This is a genomic window from Marinithermofilum abyssi (genome assembly GCF_014641195.1).
Classification (GTDB): Bacteria; Bacillota; Bacilli; order Thermoactinomycetales; family DSM-45169; genus Marinithermofilum; species Marinithermofilum abyssi.
In genome coordinates, this window is record NZ_BMHQ01000002.1 from 59,337 (window position 1) to 74,552 (window position 15,216).

Here is a 15,216-nt window from a genome sequence, read left to right on the forward strand (position 1 = left end):
CGAGGCACGAGCCAAAGGAAATGCTTGCTATGGCTCGTAACTCGGTCCCACTTTTTTCGCTGATTCCATCGTTCATATGTCGCGACTCAGCAGAAGAGCTTCTCGGTGCTCTTATGAACTTTAGTTGTTGTCATTTACTACCGTTTCTTTCGGAACGGTCTGATGATCGATTACAGCTTGAACTTTTTCATCGCCAAGCCCAGGCCGCCGATAATGAAATACCAACGGGCATCGTTGAGGCGTTTCAGGATCAGGGCTGGTTTGCCGTATATTTTTTTCTTGCCCACGATCCCCATGGCAGAGTGACTGCCCAGTGATGCCAGTGTACCTTTGAGGTGGAATTTGAACGGTTCCATCGAACCGCCGCGCAGGATTGCCACCAGGTTTTTCACTACATTTTGCCCTTGCTGCATGGCGATTTGAGCGGTCGGCGGATAGGGGCGCTCATTTTCTTCATTAATGACCAGCGAGCTGTCACCGATGATAAAAATATCTTCATGACCCGGTGCACGCAGGTACTGGTCCACTTTTACCCGGCCGCGCATGGTTTCGATCCCGGATTCTTCCACCAATTTATTGCCGCGGACACCACCGGTCCAAACGACGGTTGCGGATTTGATTTCTTCGCCGCCTTTGAGAATGACGCCGTCTTCTTTACATTGTTCGATCGGGGTGTTGATGCGGAATTCCACACCTTTCCCCTCCAGGTAATTCACCGCATAGTCGACGAGCTCTTTGTCAAAGCCGGGAAGCACCGTCGGTGCCGCCTCAATGTTAATCAGGCGCACTTTTTCCCGCGGGATGTCAAACTCACGGCACAGTTGCGGAATACGATCCACCAGTTCACCCACAAATTCAATTCCGGTAAATCCGGCGCCGCCGACGATAATCGTCACCAGTTCATCCCGTTTGCTTTCGTCCACTTGATGGTATTGAGAAAATTGATATTCGATATGCTCCCGGATTTTCCGTACACCGTTCAAGTCGCGAATAAAGAAAGCATTTTCCAGCAGACCTTCAATACCGAAGGTTTCCGGAGCACTGCCCAGACCGATGACCAAGTAGTCATACTTCAGTGGTTCAGAAGCACCTTTCAAATGCACTTCTTTATTGTCTTTGTCGATCTTGGTCACAACATCCTGAATGAACTTCACTTTCCGTTCATCGATCACATCCGAAATGTTTACCCGAGCATAATCCGGATCCAGGGTTCCGGCAGCCGGTTCATGAAGCTTGGTAGTAACGTAATGATACGGATTTTGGTTGACCAATGTGACCTCTGCTTCATTTTCGTTCAACTTTTTTTGCAGACCGGTAATGGTCATCAAACCGCCATATCCGGCACCCAACACCACAATTTTGGGAAGACCCATAACTTACCACATCCATTTTTCAGTTTGATCCTGTATGTGTATCTTCTCACAATAAGAAACCCGAACCTACGGGATAACACCATAGAATATGATAATTTTTTCACTTAGATTTGACAAGGGGGGCTGTAAAGAACATTTTCCCACAGTGCACGACCCCTTATCCTGTATCCCGCTTTTCAATCGATGGAGGAAACATGGTATGATAGGTATTGTGATCCATTTTTGCTAAGTCGTCTTCTTATCATCTTTCTAAACCATATCACGATGGCGAATGACAAAACGTTAAATCCTACGATTAAACGACCCGCTAAAGGGAAAACCGCAGTGCACAGGAGGTGCCATGGATGTCTCAAACCCCAGCCAAGCAAGACCAAAGAATCATGGACATTACGGTAATCGGCGGTGGACCGACCGGACTGTTTGCCGCTTTCTACGCCGGCATGCGTAACGCTTCGGTGAAAGTGATTGAGAGCATGCCCCAGCTCGGTGGTCAGCTTTCCGCGTTGTATCCGGAAAAATACATATATGACGTAGCCGGCTTCCCGAAGGTGCGTGCACAAGAGTTGGTGGACAACCTCTTGAAACAAGCAGAACTGTTTCAACCCGTCTACTGCACCGACGAAAAAGTACTGCATGTGGAAAAGACCCCTGCCGGTATTTTTCACATCACCACCACCAAAGGCGTCCATTTCTCCAAAACCATCATCATCACCGCCGGTGTCGGCGCTTTTGAACCCCGTAAGTTAACGCTCCCTGAGGCCGAGTCCTTTGAAGGCATCAACTTGTACTACTTTGTAACCGATTTGCAACAATTCAAAAACAAGCGTGTCTTGATCGCCGGCGGCGGGGACTCTGCAGTTGACTGGGCTAATATGCTGGAGCCTATCGCCGAACAGGTTACCGTTATCCATCGAAGGGACCAATTCCGCGCCCATGAAACCAGTGTACAGAAGATGATGGAATCCAGTGTCCGTGTCGTAACACCGCGGGAAATTCTCCAACTCCACGGTGATCAACGGATTGAAAAGGTGACGATCGGAGACAAGAAAACTGGTGTGTCGGAAGAGCTGGACGTGGATGCCGTCATCGTCAGCTTCGGCTTCGTTTCCTCCCTGGGACCGATCCAAGAGTGGGGCCTGGAAATTGAAAAAGGGGCGATTGTGGTCAACTCCCGGATGGAAACCAACATTCCCGGCATTTATGCTGCCGGCGACATCGCCACATACCCCGGCAAAGTAAAACTGATTGCTGTGGGCTTCGGTGAAGCTCCGACTGCCGTCAACAATGCCAAGCAATACATTGACCCCAAAGCCCGTTTGCAACCGGGGCACAGCTCCAACATGAAATGGTAAAATACCGACAACATCCACCTAAAGAACAGGCTCTTCTGCCGAGCAGCGAATTTTATTTTTGTGACATCAAAGAGCGCAGCGGGTAGAAGAGCTATTTTGATGTCAAGCAGGCTGAGCTCTCTGGTTGCATGTTTCCCCCTGTATGTGAAAAGCTAAACCTGGTACCCATACTGAAAAGGGGGAACTCATGATGACGACTGGATGCCCGGTCTGTAACGGTTTGTCGGATTTATATGTATATTGTGCCCGGTGCGGACAGCCGCTGGAAGATATAGGACGCTTGCTGGACCTATTCGGCGATTATAGCCCATACCGGCCCATCAACGACCTAAAAAAAACAGACGGGATCGAAGACGACCTCGCTTACAACCAATGCCCGCACTCGCTGTATTGCTGGCAGTGTGGCGACTACCAATTGCATATGGTAGCCGAAAGGAGTCTTCCTTGACACTCCCACGCCTGAAGACGTGGGATTCTTGGTTCTTCCTGCCAGCTTTAGCCGTATAGTCCCCAAGCTGACACCGTGTGTCCCACGGCCTAAAACGTTATCCTGCGGGCTTTAATCCTTCCTTGAGGATGTTTTTCGCCGCATTGAGATCCCGGTCGTGGTGAACACCGCATGCGGGACAGGTCCACTCCCGCACGTTCAGCTTTTTCACCTCTTTGTTTCGGAACCCGCATTGCAAACACAGCTGGCTGGACGGGAACGTCTTCCCGACGAGGCGGATCCTTCGCCCGTACCAGCGGGCTTTGTATTCCAGCATGGACCGGAACTCGGACCACGCCGACTCCGAAATGCCACGGGCCAGCCGGCGGTTCTTCACCATATTCCGCACTTGCAAATCTTCCAGGCATACCGTTTGGTTTTCACGGATGAGCCGAGTCGAAAGCTTGTACAGGAAATCCTGCCGACCGTTGCGGATCTTCTCATAGAGCCGGGCCACTTTTAATCGGGCTTTGTTGCGGTTTTGGCTGCCCTTTCGTCTCCGGGACAGAATCCGCTGCCAACGGATCAACTGTTTTTCGTACTTCCGGTGATGTTTTGGGTTGGGAATCACCTCTCCACTGGAGAGAATCGCGAAATGTTTCAAGCCCAGGTCGATGCCCACGGCTTTGGATTTGTCTACCGGCACAAAAGGGCTAAAGAAACGTATGTTCCAGTCTTTAGGCGAAAAAATTGTCGGACGGTTGAGAGGGGGCAAGCCCCCTTGTCCGACGCTCGCTTTCATCCCAACCCGAAAAGGCTGGGTTTTCCCGGTCGCTATTTATAATGGATATAAAAAGACGTCCACTGTCAGAAGGACGTCTCACAAACTATTGGGCGCGTTTGAGCCAGAATCCACCGACAAACGTTTTGGGTTCATAGGATACCAAAAAAGCTTGGGGGTCAATTCGCTTTACATGGTTCACCAATTCCTTCTGCCGTTTTCTTTTGGTTAACACCATCAACACTAATCGTTCACCGCTCAATCCTTCCCCCAACCATGAGGTCACGCCAAATCCTTCCTCCCGCAGTTGACGGGGCATATCGGAATCCTCCCGCCGGGTGATCACCTGTACCATTACATATCCCATGGCCATTTTTTCCTCAATCAGAGAGCCCGTATATACCCCGATGGCAAAGCCCAAGCAGTAAACAACCAGATTGTACCAAGTATCCATATTATCCAGTACGGTTGCCAGCCCAATCATATAAATAAAAATTTCTCCAAAGCTGATGACAGCAGCCAGTTTGGCATTTCCTTTCATCATGACGATTAAGCGCAGCGTGGAAACGGTCACATAAGCAATCTGAATAAACAAGATAAACAAAACCACTCCCACGTCTCTCACCTCCCTCACATTCAAGCATCAAGAGTCATCATACAACAGCCCTGTTCCTTTTGAAAAGAGTGTACAAGAAAAAACGGCACTCCCCGGTCACACCGGTGGATGCCGTTTTGCGATGGGTCACCCGGAATCTTTTCCTACCTGACCAGCTCCCAATCCTTCGTTCACCATGCGGTGGATTTGTTCCTGTTTATCCCACATTTGTTTGTGCTGTTGAGTCAAAATAACCACCTCCCAAGCTAGTTTGGTTTCACATGAGGTGTGTCATTCTTCTCGATTGTACTGTTATTTTTCCCTGGTGCTTCCGATGAAAAACGGGAGAACCTCTTTATCATGAAAAACGGACACAAAATCGGTCGCTTTATCGAATAATGATGTAGAGGAAGAGCTTCTCTGCTCGGTCTTTGGTCTTGGTCTTAACAAATATAAAAGAGGGTGGAAATTTCCACCCTCTTTTATATCAGCACTCTTCCGGCGTACCTTTATCAGTCGCCGTTCGGAAGGATTGTCCGCAGCCGCAGGTGACGGTGGCGTTGGGGTTGTGAATGGTGAACCCGCCGCCCATGATGGATTCTTTATAATCAATCTGCAGGCCGCGTACATATTTTTCACTCTCTTGATCTACCAACACCCGGATGCCGTGAAGAAGCAGTTCGGTATCTTCCGGCTTTTTGGTCTCATCAAAGCCCATTCCATAAGTGAAGCCGCTGCATCCCCCGCCTTTTACCCCGATTCGGAGATACAGCTTGTCGGGCTGCTCTTCTTCCTGCAGCATTTCCTGGATCTTGTGTCCGGCACGTTCGGATAGTTCGATCACGCGACTTCCCTCCTTAATCGTGTGAAATCGCTCTGTAATCATGTTGATTCCATTATACCGGGAAGCAGTGCAAGAAACAACTAGACCCCCCGACTCTATTTTTATGCCCGAACGGCTGCTACCCCGCGCAAGGGCATCGCATACGGACGAACCATGTATATCTCACTGTTTTCTTTTACTTCTTCATTCAAGCGGTTCCATTGGTTATGAAGCGCATCCAGTTCTTGACTGATTTCTATCACACGCGGATGAGTAAGCCCCAATTCCAACGCCGCTTTTTCCATTTCTTTACGTGTAGATTCGATCTCTTCTTCCAAGCTTTTCTGGAATATCATCGTCAACCCCCCAGTAAACGAGGATCATGCATTAGACAAGTTTTTTTTCAGATATGTTGATGATACCCAATGTAAACAAGCTTTGAAATACGCTTTTCCCATTTTACGCACTATATGTTAGGGGTTTAGTCCTTAGGTACTGGTACCGGTCCGACCTTGGTCCTTCCTGATTTTTTCCAATCATACACTATAGATGGGATGAATATCCTAAGGAACGGGTGTTCTTACAGTGTACCTTGTTCGCGGCCTCCTTTCAATAGAATAGAACAAATATTCCATGAATGTCCAATTCCTTGAATTATTCACCCGAAGCCTTGCCCTGGTGAGTTCAGTCGTGTCAAAATGGTTGAGTATTCTAATAAGGAAGGATGAATCGCTTTGGCTGATCCTCGTATTAATAAAATGGCAGCCGTGATCGTCGATCATTCCATTCGCGCGAAAAAAGGAGAGCAGATTTTGATCAACTCCTCTCCACTGGCTCGCCCTTTGATCGAAGAAGTATATCGATTAATTGTTCGCCGTGGAGCTCACCCTATCGTCAATTTGGGAGCTACCTATCGCCGGATTTTCTTTGAAGAAGCCAGCGACGAACAATTGAACCAAGTACCGGATATCATCCGTTATCAGTTGGAAAACGCAGACGCGACAATCACCATCGATGCTCCGGAAAACCGACGCGATCTGACGGACATCGACCCTGCCAAGCTGCAACGGTACAGCAAGGCCACCATGCCTTTGATGGAACGGTTTATGAAGAATGAAGCCAAGTGGTTGGTTACCGCTTATCCCACTCCGGCACTGGCACAGGATGCGGAAATGTCCCTGTCTGCTTACGAGGACTTTATTTTTAATGCTGTCAATATCGACTGGAAGGCTTTAAAGGCATCGATGGAAAAGGCGGCCAAACGCTTTGACGAAGCCAAGGAAGTCCGTATCGTGGCATCTGGAACCGATATCACTCTCAGTCTGGAAGGACGAACAGGTGTCATCGACGGCGGTGAAAACAACATGCCCGGTGGAGAATTTTTCTATGCGCCTCAGGAACACTGCACGGAAGGTACGATTACATATGAATGGCCGGCGGTACTCTCCGGCCGCGAAGTTTCCGGGATTCGCCTGACTTTCAAAGAAGGCAAAGTGGTAGAAGCCCGCGCAGACAAAGGGGAAGATTATCTCCATCAAATATTGGAAACCGATGCCGGAGCCCGATTTGTCGGTGAGTTGGGTATCGGCTGCAACAACGGGATCCAACAGCACACCAAAAATATCCTTTTTGACGAAAAAATCGGCGGAACCGTTCACTTGGCTCTGGGCCGTGCTTATGAGGAGTGCGGCGGCACCAATCAATCCGCCGTTCACTGGGACATGGTAAAGGATTTGCGCAATGGCGGTGCCATCTATCTTGACGGTCAATTGGTACAGAAGGACGGCATGTGGACCTTTTAAACAGTCTACGCTGCACAGCAAAAAGGGTGCCTGACCAGGCACCCTGAGGCTTGCTGACAAAATCCATCTTCATATCTCTCACGGAGCTGAACCGTGTGGAGCAAGTCACAGCAAGTCCAACAAATCGTCGAAGTCGGATTGCTGTTTTTCGATCGCTCGGCGAATGTTACGAAGCAGCTCTTCCCCATCTTTTCCTGTTACCACTTCACCATTCACCATTGCATAGGGAGTTTGTGCACAAATTTCACAGTTCCCGAGACAGCTGGTTTCCAACACATCCAACTCGGGATCTTGCTCCAGCTCTTCTTTGATTTTTATCACATCCGGCGTCAACCGGTTCAAACAAAATTCCACCATCGGCCGCATGTCGCGCACTCCTTGCATGTTGGACAGGATTATCTTTATTTCCCTTATTATAGTCCGATGAACCCGATTTTACAAAAATCCCCCATGGAATGAGACGGCGCTGCCATCCTTCGCAGCGTTTGGAATTTTCAGTTGGAAAACTTACGATGGTCAGCTAAAATAACGATGGAGTAAAATTCGGAGTCTATTTTTACAGATACAGAGTACGATATCGCCTTGATAAGAAACCGGTAATACTTCTCTCCTGATCAATTGCCCAAGGAGGTAACATACAAGTGGTTCGCATAATCGCCATATTGTTGATTATTGTCGGAGCTTCCATTGTCGTCTACAACGGTTATCAGTGGTGGGACCAACTGCGTGTCGTTGTCCAGGATCCCAAGCTGGCCATGGCGATTGCGGACGACTGGAATAACCGGGACAAACAGCCGTCCAAGGAGGAAGGCGTCGAGCGGAAATACACTCCGAAAATAGGGGAGAAAATCGGAGAATTGGTCATCCCCCGCATCGGTGTTATCGTCCCGATCATTTATGGAACCGGAGATAAAGAGTTGGCCAAAGGGGTAGGGCAATACGTCGGTTACGGGACAGTCCTTCCGGGAGAAACCGGCCACACCGTGTTCGCTGGACATCGTGAGACGGCCTTCCGGCGGGTGGGTGAGTTGAAGAACGGCGATCGGATCTACGCCAAGATGAAAGACGGCTTTACCTATACCTATCAAATTCGCAAAACGTGGATCGTTGACGATGAAGACCGGTCCGTCATCGTTCCCCATAAAAAACCGGATGCCACGTTAATCACCTGTTACCCCTTTAATATGGTTGGCAGTGCTCCCCAACGGTATTTGATCCGTGCCGATCTGATCGAAGCCAACCCCACAAAAGAGTAAAACGAACCTAGTACCGTAAGCAGTCTCCGCCGATATACCCTTAGGTATATCGGTTTTTTACACCGCACGGACCCATCGCGTCTGCATAATTCACTTGTATGGCGTCATACTAAAAAAACAATCCAAACAGGAGGTTACACCATGATGGGTTCCTTGCAGCGTTTTGATCCTTTTGACCGTCAGCCAATCAATCAGTTTCGCAAAGAAATCTCTCCCACCTATCAACGTTTTTTTGGTGATCCATTTTACACCGATGCCGATTTTTTCGGCGGGCGTGGAATCTTTATGCCTGCCTTTAATATCGAGGAGCACTCCGATCACTATATGATCGAAGCCGAACTGCCCGGCCTGGAACCAGAGGATGTCGAAGTAGAAGTCCAAGGAGATACGCTAACGATCCGTGGAGAAAAGAAACGTCGTTCCGAACAAAAGAAACAGGGGCAAGTACATGTGATGGAAAGTAGTTATGGGATGTTTCACCGGTCTTTCGTATTGCCCAACAATGCAGATCCAGACCATATCAGTGCCGACAGTCACAATGGCATGTTGTATATCAAGATTCCCAAAAACCAAAAACAGCCGGGACGAAAAATCACCATTCGCCGGAAAAACCATCCGGAGAAAGAGTAACACCCCCGACAGGAGGCCTTTACTTCTGCCCGTGCTCCCTCTCCGATGATGTAATTCTATCCCGTTCCGAGCCGTTGCTGGGGCACGAGCCAATATAAAGAACTGTATTGCACCCACGAGCACCGGTACTCCCAGAGCCATGTCACTCCCCTATCGCTTTCGTTCCCGGTCGTGCGATGGCTCGCTTTTTTGCCTCGTCCCACGATTCGCCATAAGACGTGTTCAAAGGTCGCACCTTGACAGAAGTGCTTTCTTCTTCCTTGATCATAAAGTTTGTTAAACCCCCTTTTGGGGGTTTTGTATTTTAAACAAAGATATAGGATGAGGCCCGTGAAAATTCACATAATATTAATTAAATTTTGCTACGATGTCTCATGGTATTTCTACTATGACAGATTGAGGTGATTCGGTTGTTCAGAAAGATGTTTTCTCTCATTTTGGCGATGGGTTTATGTCTCTCCGTCTCATTTGTCCACGGGCAACCCGTCCAGGCTGCAACTGTTCAACACATCAACCAGGTGGACGAGGGCCCCGGAGCTGTCAATGTCTATTTCAATAAATCCGCACTGAAACAATACGCCTCGCCCGGAAATGAAGCCAATTATCAAGTCAATCTCGAAGATCGCCTGTTAACCCGCATCAATGGAGCCAGATCTGGCCGTATATGAGTTGAATCTTCCCCGGATGGTGGATGCCCTTATCCATCGTGCTGCAGCCGGCGTACCGGTACGAGTCATAGTGGATGCCAAAGACCCCAGCGACGCAGAAAGCACCGAGCGATATCAACTGATGAGGGTCTATCTCGAAAAGCTAATCCGAGGAAAAGACGGCCGTGTAAAAACGGCGGACGATGTCCATGTATATGGCGATTCGGCGGTATTTGCCGTAGAAGACAGCGCTTATCGATCCCAATACGGATTACCGGCCAATGGGTACGCGGACTTTCCGCAAAAAACCGTTACCGTCGGCAGCTCGCCAATAACCGGTTACCTGATGGCGGAGGGGGAACAAAAAGCCGCAAGCAGCTACTATGCACCGGATAACCAGATGCATAACAAATTTGCCGTCATCGATGACACCTGGGTATGGACGGGCAGCTGGAACCTGACCACCACCGGACTGTACGGATCGGATGCCAACAGGGAAGCCGGTATCCTGGATGGGAACACAAACAACTCGATTGAGTTGAATTCCGGAGAGTTGGCTGCTATTTACGAGACCGAGTTTAATGAGATGTGGGGAAGCAATACCACTGCTCCCAATCCTGAAAACTCCAATTTCGGCTCTAGAAAACAAGACAACACTTCCCACGTCGTCCAAGTGGGCGGTAAAAACGTTGAAGTATATTTCTCAGGTGGAGACAACGCCCTGGGAAAAGTAAACCAATACCTGACCTCTTCGGCAAATACCAATACCTATTTCAACATTTTCGCATGGTCGGATCAAACCATACTGGACACATTGAAGGTGAAGTGGGAAGGATCCCCTTCCGATATGCAGGGAAGTCTGACCGGTTTTGATATCAAAGGCGTTTTCGACAGCAACTATTGGAACCAATGGTGGTCCGCTTCCATCGATATGACGGGAAGAACAGCCAGCCAAACCAGTCAGGACAATCCCAACACCCGCTGGAAAAACCCCGATCCTGTATACCCAAGCTGCACCATAAATACATGATCGTCGATGTAGACACCTCCAGCGATCCCACCGTCATAACGGGTTCGACCAACTGGAGTGCCAACGGTAATGATTCCAACGATGAGAATCTGCTGTTTATCCACGACGCTGCAGTGGCCAATCAGTATAAACAGGAATTTTTGGCACGCTATCAGCAAGCCGGAGGACAACTGCCCTAAGCCCTTCCTTTTAGCAGAAAAGGCACCCTGATGGGTGCCTTTGTCACGCTTACACCGGGCGCAGGCCAAGTTGTTCCAACTTTTCTTGAATCCGTTTCAGCTTGGGGTTTCCTTCCCCTACGACTTCCCCATCGATCACAACAACAGGGTACCACATGTCTTCCTCAATCACCCGTTTAACGAAAACTGCATCTTCTGCTTCTTGTTCAGGGTGATGAATATCGATATATCGCACGCGAATCTGCTCCCCGAATTTCCGTCCTAAAGCCGCTTCCAACCACGAAGCAGTTTCCTGGGCCGAAGGCAGGTTGACACAGCTGGCACAGCGCTCTTCCGCCCCGTACACTTGTACTTCCACTGCGGTTGTGCGATTCATGTAACCCTCTCCTTCCGGATGTTACGCCCGGAGTGCCTGATCCAGGTCCTGCAGCAGGTCCTCAATATCTTCCACACCGACGGAGATCCGAATCAATCCGTCAGTAATCCCCAACTCCTGCCGGCGCTGAGGTGGGATGGACGCGTGAGTCATGCGCGCCGGAACAGAGATTAAGCTTTCTACGGCTCCCAAGCTTTCTGCCAGAGTGAAATAACGGGTCTTTTGAAGTACTTGTTCCGCCCGTTCCCCGCTACCCACATCAAAAGAAATCATGCCACCGAAACCGCGGGCTTGCTTGGTTGCGACATCGTGACCAGGATGATCGCTCAGGCCCGGATAATACACTTGGGTAATATCCGAACGCTTTTGCAGCCACTCCGCCAGCTCGCGGGTATTCGCTTCGTGTTGACGCATACGCAGGCCCAACGTCTTCATTCCGCGAATCAACAGCCAGGAGTCATGGGGAGGAAGCACACCGCCGATCGAGTTTTGCAGGAAATGAATCTTCTCTCCCAATTCCTCATCCTTTACTACAACCAAACCTGCCACTACATCGCTGTGACCGCCGAGATATTTGGTCGCGCTGTGCACCACGATATCCGCCCCGAGATCCAGCGGGTTTTGCCAGTAAGGGGTCATAAAGGTGTTATCGACGATCAAAAGCAATTCTTTTTCACGGCAAATCGCAGCCATTGCCTCAATGTCCGTCACCTTCAGGAGCGGATTGCTGGGGGTCTCCATCAAAACCGCCCGCGTGTTGGGACGAATCGCTTCCACCACGTTTTCCGGCCGGCTGGTGTCGACAAAGGTGGACTCGATCCCCATTCGATTGAATACGTTGCTCATCACCCGGTAGGTCCCGCCGTACACGTCATCTCCGATCACCAGATGATCTCCCTGGTCAAAGAGAGAGACCACCGTAGAGATGGCTGCCATCCCGGAAGCAAAGGCAAACCCCCGCTTGCCGTTCTCCAAATCAGCGATGAGAGATTCCAACGCTTCCCGCGTCGGGTTCCCCGTCCGGGAATACTCATAGCCCTTATGTTTACCGATCGCTTCCTGTTTATATGTGGACACTTGATAAATCGGCACACTGACTGCGCCGGTATGCTCGTCGCCGAACACACCCCCGTGAATCAGCTTGGTATCCAGTCGCATGACTTACTCACCTTCTCCGTAAATGTTTTGACTTAGATATCGTTCACTGCTGTCCGGAAACACCACGACAATGTTGGTGCCCGGCTTGGCTTGTTTCGCTTCTTGCAGAGCTGCATAAAATGCCGCTCCGGACGAACTGGCTGCCAGGATCCCCGTTCGCCGGGACAACTCCTTGACCATCTGAAAAGCATCCCGGTCTTTCACTGTATAGATGGCATCAAAATAGCTGGTGTCCATATATTCCGGCAGAAACTCCATGCCAATCCCTTCGGTTTTGTGGGGACCGGGCTCTCCACCGTTTAAAATGGACCCTTCCGGTTCCACGATAACGGCTTTCACCTTCGGATTTTTTTCTTTGAGGTAGCGGGCTGCTCCCATGAAGGTACCGCCGGATCCGGCTCCAGCCACAAAAATATCCACATTGCCGTCTAATTGATCCCAAATCTCCGGACCGGTGGTTTTGTAATGCGCTTCCGGGTTGGCCGGATTGGCAAACTGCTGGGGACAATATGACCCCTCGATTTCTTTTTCCAACTCCTTCGCCTTTTCAATCGCTCCGCGCATCCCTTTTTCCGTCGGGGTGTTTACAACCTGGGCCCCGAGCGCACGCATCAGCTGTTGCTTTTCCTGAGAAAATTTCTCCGGAACAACGAAAATCACCCGATAGCCGGTGCCGACCGCGGCCAAGGCCAATCCGATCCCCGTATTGCCTGCTGTCGGCTCGATAATGGTGCCGCCCGGTTTCAACTTGCCGGAAGCTTCGGCAGAACGAATGAGTTCCATGCCCAGACGATCTTTCACACTGCCTCCAGGGTTAAAATACTCCAATTTGGCGTAGATGTTAACCCCTTCTGGCAAAGAAAAGCCCTTTACCCGGACCAACGGCGTATTTCCGATCAGCTCTTTTATGTCATCATACACTTTTTTCATTTGCCATCCCTCTTTTTGCGATATCTCTTCCTAAAAAACAGTCCTCTTTCATCTTACCATGTCTGTCCGCCTGAAAAAAACACTGCATCAAAGTCAGGAAAGAAATATATGGAAACCTCCACAAAACCCTCAAGACATTCCGCCGGATTTCATATATAATGGAAAGGGAAAATCCCCACAAGTTACCCGTTCGGATTGAACTGATCGGGAAAAGAAATTACAATGTCACTACAGGCGTAACGGATAACCGGTGGGTCACTGCCCGAAAATCTACGCAAGTGGTGGAAAGGAGCATCACCATGGAAGAGCAAGTACAAGAAGTGTTGGATAAATTGCGTCCCTTCATCCAGCGGGATGGCGGTGACGTGGAACTGGTCGAAGTCGAGGATGGAGTGGTTCGCGTTCGTCTGCTGGGTGCCTGCGGCAGCTGCCCCAGCTCCACCATTACCCTGAAAGCCGGCATTGAACGCGCCCTGATGGAAGAAGTTCCAGGGGTTACCGAAGTGGAACAAGTGTTGTAACACTAAAACCCGTCGCATACAACCCGCGGCGGGCTTTGTTTATATACTAGACCTAACTGCTTTTTTGACATCATTTTCTTTCGATAGGGCCTATGTCAGCAGAAAAAGCAAATCAGCCCCCCGCTATTGGACCGACCGGCTGCACTTGATCGGTCCGGACCTGGTGATGATCGGTCTGTTCAAAAACATCCCCGCAGCGACAGCCGCGGGGATGTTGTCTATCCGATTCAACGAGCAGCAACAGGCCCTTTTTTGGCTTCTTCTTTTTTCAGCGAATCTTCCTGATACAAGTGACAGGAAACCCAGTGCAGCGGACGCACCTGTTGCCAGACGGGTGTTACTTCGGCACAGATATCCATCGCTTTGGGACAACGGGTACGGAAGCGGCATCCGCTGGGCGGGTTGATCGGACTGGGCACATCCCCTTTCAGGATAATACGTTCCCGCCGCTTTTCCACATTGGGGTCTGGAATCGGCACCGCAGACAACAAAGCTTCCGTATACGGATGCATCGGATTGTCATAGAGTTCCTGGCTGTCTGCCAGCTCTACCAGATTACCGAGATACATCACGCCAACCCGGTCACTGATATATTTCACCATGGACAAATCGTGAGCGATAAAGAGATAGGTCAACCCTTTTTCCCGCTGCAACTTTTTCATCAGGTTAACCACCTGAGCCTGAATGGATACATCCAGTGCCGAAATGGGCTCGTCCGCAATAATAAAGTCTGGATCGACCGCCAATGCCCGGGCAATTCCGATCCGTTGCCGCTGCCCGCCGCTGAATTCGTGGGGAAAACGGTCGGCATGCTCCTCATTTAGGCCCACGGTTTTCAAGAGTTCCACCACTTTTTCGCGGCGAGCCTTCCCGGAAGCCAGATCATGGATGTCCAACCCTTCGGCAATGATATCCAAAACGGTCATCCGCGGATTCAATGAAGCATAGGGATCTTGGAAAATCATTTGCATTTCCCGGTTGAACCGTTTCAGTTCTTTTCCTTTCAAACGGTTGACGTCTTTTCCTTTAAAAAGGATTTCTCCCTCCGTCGCCTTATACAGACGGATAATAGTACGTCCAATCGTGGACTTGCCGCAGCCGGACTCCCCCACCAGCCCGAGCGTTTCCCCCTTGTATACATCAAAGGAGACATTATCTACCGCTTGGACCACCTGTCCCTTGCCCAACTTGAAATGCTTTTTTACACTTTTGACTTCCAGAATCTTTTCTACATGGGTCTCGATACCGCTCATTTCGGTTTCCCTCCCTGCCAATGCTCGGAGCCTTTATCGCCGATGCCGTCAGGCCTGGGCGTCCATCAACGGAACTGTTGATC

At 49.9% G+C, this 15,216-nt stretch carries 17 protein-coding genes and 2 pseudogenes; 9 read left to right on the forward strand and 10 right to left on the reverse strand.

Going from position 1 to position 15,216, the window contains the following annotated elements; all coding sequences use genetic code 11:
* Nucleotides 1-170: 170 nt before the first annotated feature.
* Nucleotides 171-1,373: an NAD(P)/FAD-dependent oxidoreductase gene (locus IEW70_RS02435; RefSeq protein WP_188646349.1), complete on the reverse strand. Its 1,203-nt coding sequence runs from the start codon at nt 1,371-1,373 to the stop codon at nt 171-173.
* Between the two features lie 344 nt (nt 1,374-1,717).
* On the opposite strand from IEW70_RS02435, the gene IEW70_RS02440 reads away from it, so the two are divergent.
* Both IEW70_RS02440 and IEW70_RS02445 read left to right on the forward strand, forming a co-directional pair.
* Entirely contained in the window at nt 1,718-2,725 is a 1,008-nt protein-coding gene (locus tag IEW70_RS02440; RefSeq protein ID WP_188646350.1) for an NAD(P)/FAD-dependent oxidoreductase, read from the forward strand.
* 190 nt (nt 2,726-2,915) lie between these two features.
* Nucleotides 2,916-3,173 (forward strand): hypothetical protein, encoded by a 258-nt coding sequence (locus tag IEW70_RS02445; RefSeq protein WP_188646351.1) that lies wholly within the window; start codon nt 2,916-2,918, stop codon nt 3,171-3,173.
* 97 nt (nt 3,174-3,270) lie between these two features.
* Here the strand turns inward: IEW70_RS02445 and IEW70_RS02450 are convergent.
* The 4 genes and pseudogenes from IEW70_RS02450 to IEW70_RS02465 all read right to left on the reverse strand — a co-directional run.
* Nucleotides 3,271-3,840, reverse strand: a pseudogene (locus tag IEW70_RS02450) (RNA-guided endonuclease TnpB family protein); the annotation flags it as partial.
* Between the two features lie 199 nt (nt 3,841-4,039).
* Nucleotides 4,040-4,549, reverse strand: a complete 510-nt coding sequence (locus IEW70_RS02455) for a DUF2179 domain-containing protein (protein WP_229751770.1) — start codon at nt 4,547-4,549, stop codon at nt 4,040-4,042.
* 466 nt (nt 4,550-5,015) lie between these two features.
* The gene (locus IEW70_RS02460) at nt 5,016-5,372 is read right to left on the reverse strand and encodes a HesB/IscA family protein (RefSeq protein ID WP_229751772.1); all 357 of its coding nucleotides are present in this window, start codon (nt 5,370-5,372) and stop codon (nt 5,016-5,018) included.
* Between the two features lie 101 nt (nt 5,373-5,473).
* Nucleotides 5,474-5,707 (reverse strand): aspartyl-phosphate phosphatase Spo0E family protein, encoded by a 234-nt coding sequence (locus IEW70_RS02465; RefSeq protein WP_188646354.1) that lies wholly within the window; start codon nt 5,705-5,707, stop codon nt 5,474-5,476.
* 378 nt (nt 5,708-6,085) lie between these two features.
* Between IEW70_RS02465 and IEW70_RS02470 the strand changes: the two genes are divergently transcribed.
* Entirely contained in the window at nt 6,086-7,153 is a 1,068-nt protein-coding gene (locus tag IEW70_RS02470; RefSeq protein ID WP_188646355.1) for an aminopeptidase, read from the forward strand.
* A 105-nt stretch (nt 7,154-7,258) separates the two neighbouring features.
* Here the strand turns inward: IEW70_RS02470 and IEW70_RS02475 are convergent, their stop codons facing one another.
* Nucleotides 7,259-7,519, reverse strand: a complete 261-nt coding sequence (locus IEW70_RS02475) for a YuzB family protein (RefSeq protein WP_188646356.1) — start codon at nt 7,517-7,519, stop codon at nt 7,259-7,261.
* A 275-nt stretch (nt 7,520-7,794) separates the two neighbouring features.
* On the opposite strand from IEW70_RS02475, the gene srtD reads away from it, so the two are divergent.
* From srtD to IEW70_RS17715, 5 genes are all read left to right on the forward strand, one after another.
* Nucleotides 7,795-8,409: a class D sortase, LPxTATN-specific gene (gene srtD, locus IEW70_RS02480; RefSeq protein ID WP_188646357.1), complete on the forward strand. Its 615-nt coding sequence runs from the start codon at nt 7,795-7,797 to the stop codon at nt 8,407-8,409.
* Nucleotides 8,410-8,550: 141 nt separating this feature from the next.
* Entirely contained in the window at nt 8,551-9,039 is a 489-nt protein-coding gene (locus IEW70_RS02485; protein WP_188646358.1) for an Hsp20/alpha crystallin family protein, read from the forward strand.
* Between the two features lie 410 nt (nt 9,040-9,449).
* Nucleotides 9,450-9,707 carry a hypothetical protein gene (locus tag IEW70_RS17710; protein WP_229751774.1) on the forward strand — a complete coding sequence of 86 codons (258 nt, stop codon included), beginning with the start codon at nt 9,450-9,452 and terminating at the stop codon, nt 9,705-9,707.
* 1 nt (nt 9,708) lies between these two features.
* Complete coding sequence (locus IEW70_RS02490; protein WP_229751776.1) at nt 9,709-10,716, forward strand: phospholipase D-like domain-containing protein; 1,008 nt, start codon at nt 9,709-9,711, stop codon at nt 10,714-10,716.
* A complete protein-coding gene (locus IEW70_RS17715; RefSeq protein ID WP_229751778.1) occupies nt 10,713-10,895 on the forward strand; it encodes a phospholipase D-like domain-containing protein in 183 nt (60 codons plus the stop codon). The genes IEW70_RS02490 and IEW70_RS17715 overlap by 4 nt, the downstream gene beginning before the upstream one ends.
* Before the next feature lie 49 nt (nt 10,896-10,944).
* On the opposite strand, the gene IEW70_RS02495 is transcribed toward IEW70_RS17715, so the two are convergent.
* From IEW70_RS02495 to cysK, 3 genes are read right to left on the reverse strand one after another with little or no spacing between them, the layout of a single operon-like run.
* A complete protein-coding gene (locus tag IEW70_RS02495) occupies nt 10,945-11,271 on the reverse strand; it encodes a YuzD family protein (RefSeq protein WP_188646359.1) in 327 nt (108 codons plus the stop codon).
* A gap of 21 nt (nt 11,272-11,292) precedes the next feature.
* Nucleotides 11,293-12,429 carry a bifunctional cystathionine gamma-lyase/homocysteine desulfhydrase gene (locus IEW70_RS02500; protein ID WP_188646360.1) on the reverse strand — a complete coding sequence of 379 codons (1,137 nt, stop codon included), beginning with the start codon at nt 12,427-12,429 and terminating at the stop codon, nt 11,293-11,295.
* A 3-nt stretch (nt 12,430-12,432) separates the two neighbouring features.
* Nucleotides 12,433-13,359: a cysteine synthase A gene (cysK, locus tag IEW70_RS02505; protein ID WP_188646361.1), complete on the reverse strand. Its 927-nt coding sequence runs from the start codon at nt 13,357-13,359 to the stop codon at nt 12,433-12,435.
* 299 nt (nt 13,360-13,658) lie between these two features.
* Between cysK and IEW70_RS02510 the strand changes: the two are divergent.
* Nucleotides 13,659-13,880, forward strand: a pseudogene (locus IEW70_RS02510) (NifU family protein); the annotation flags it as partial.
* A gap of 227 nt (nt 13,881-14,107) precedes the next feature.
* Here IEW70_RS02510 and IEW70_RS02515 read toward each other — a convergent pair.
* On the reverse strand, nt 14,108-15,133 hold the full coding sequence (locus IEW70_RS02515) for an ABC transporter ATP-binding protein (RefSeq protein ID WP_188646362.1): 1,026 nt from the start codon (nt 15,131-15,133) through the stop codon (nt 14,108-14,110).
* Nucleotides 15,134-15,216: the final 83 nt, after the last annotated feature.

Excerpts from the sequence above, each read along its gene's own strand:
- IEW70_RS02445 (WP_188646351.1), top strand. The coding sequence starts at position 2,916 with ATGACGACTGGATGCCCGGTCTGTAACGGTTTGTCGGATTTATATGTA.
- IEW70_RS02485 (WP_188646358.1), top strand. The coding sequence starts at position 8,551 with ATGATGGGTTCCTTGCAGCGTTTTGATCCTTTTGACCGTCAGCCAATC.
- IEW70_RS02495 (WP_188646359.1), bottom strand. The coding sequence starts at position 11,271 with ATGAATCGCACAACCGCAGTGGAAGTACAAGTGTACGGGGCGGAAGAG.
- IEW70_RS02500 (WP_188646360.1), bottom strand. The coding sequence starts at position 12,429 with ATGCGACTGGATACCAAGCTGATTCACGGGGGTGTGTTCGGCGACGAG.
- cysK (WP_188646361.1), bottom strand. The coding sequence starts at position 13,359 with ATGAAAAAAGTGTATGATGACATAAAAGAGCTGATCGGAAATACGCCG.
- IEW70_RS02435 (WP_188646349.1), bottom strand. The coding sequence starts at position 1,373 with ATGGGTCTTCCCAAAATTGTGGTGTTGGGTGCCGGATATGGCGGTTTG.
- IEW70_RS02475 (WP_188646356.1), bottom strand. The coding sequence starts at position 7,519 with ATGCGGCCGATGGTGGAATTTTGTTTGAACCGGTTGACGCCGGATGTG.
- IEW70_RS17715 (WP_229751778.1), top strand. The coding sequence starts at position 10,713 with ATGATCGTCGATGTAGACACCTCCAGCGATCCCACCGTCATAACGGGT.
- IEW70_RS02465 (WP_188646354.1), bottom strand. The coding sequence starts at position 5,707 with ATGATATTCCAGAAAAGCTTGGAAGAAGAGATCGAATCTACACGTAAA.
- IEW70_RS02440 (WP_188646350.1), top strand. The coding sequence starts at position 1,718 with ATGTCTCAAACCCCAGCCAAGCAAGACCAAAGAATCATGGACATTACG.
- IEW70_RS02515 (WP_188646362.1), bottom strand. The coding sequence starts at position 15,133 with ATGAGCGGTATCGAGACCCATGTAGAAAAGATTCTGGAAGTCAAAAGT.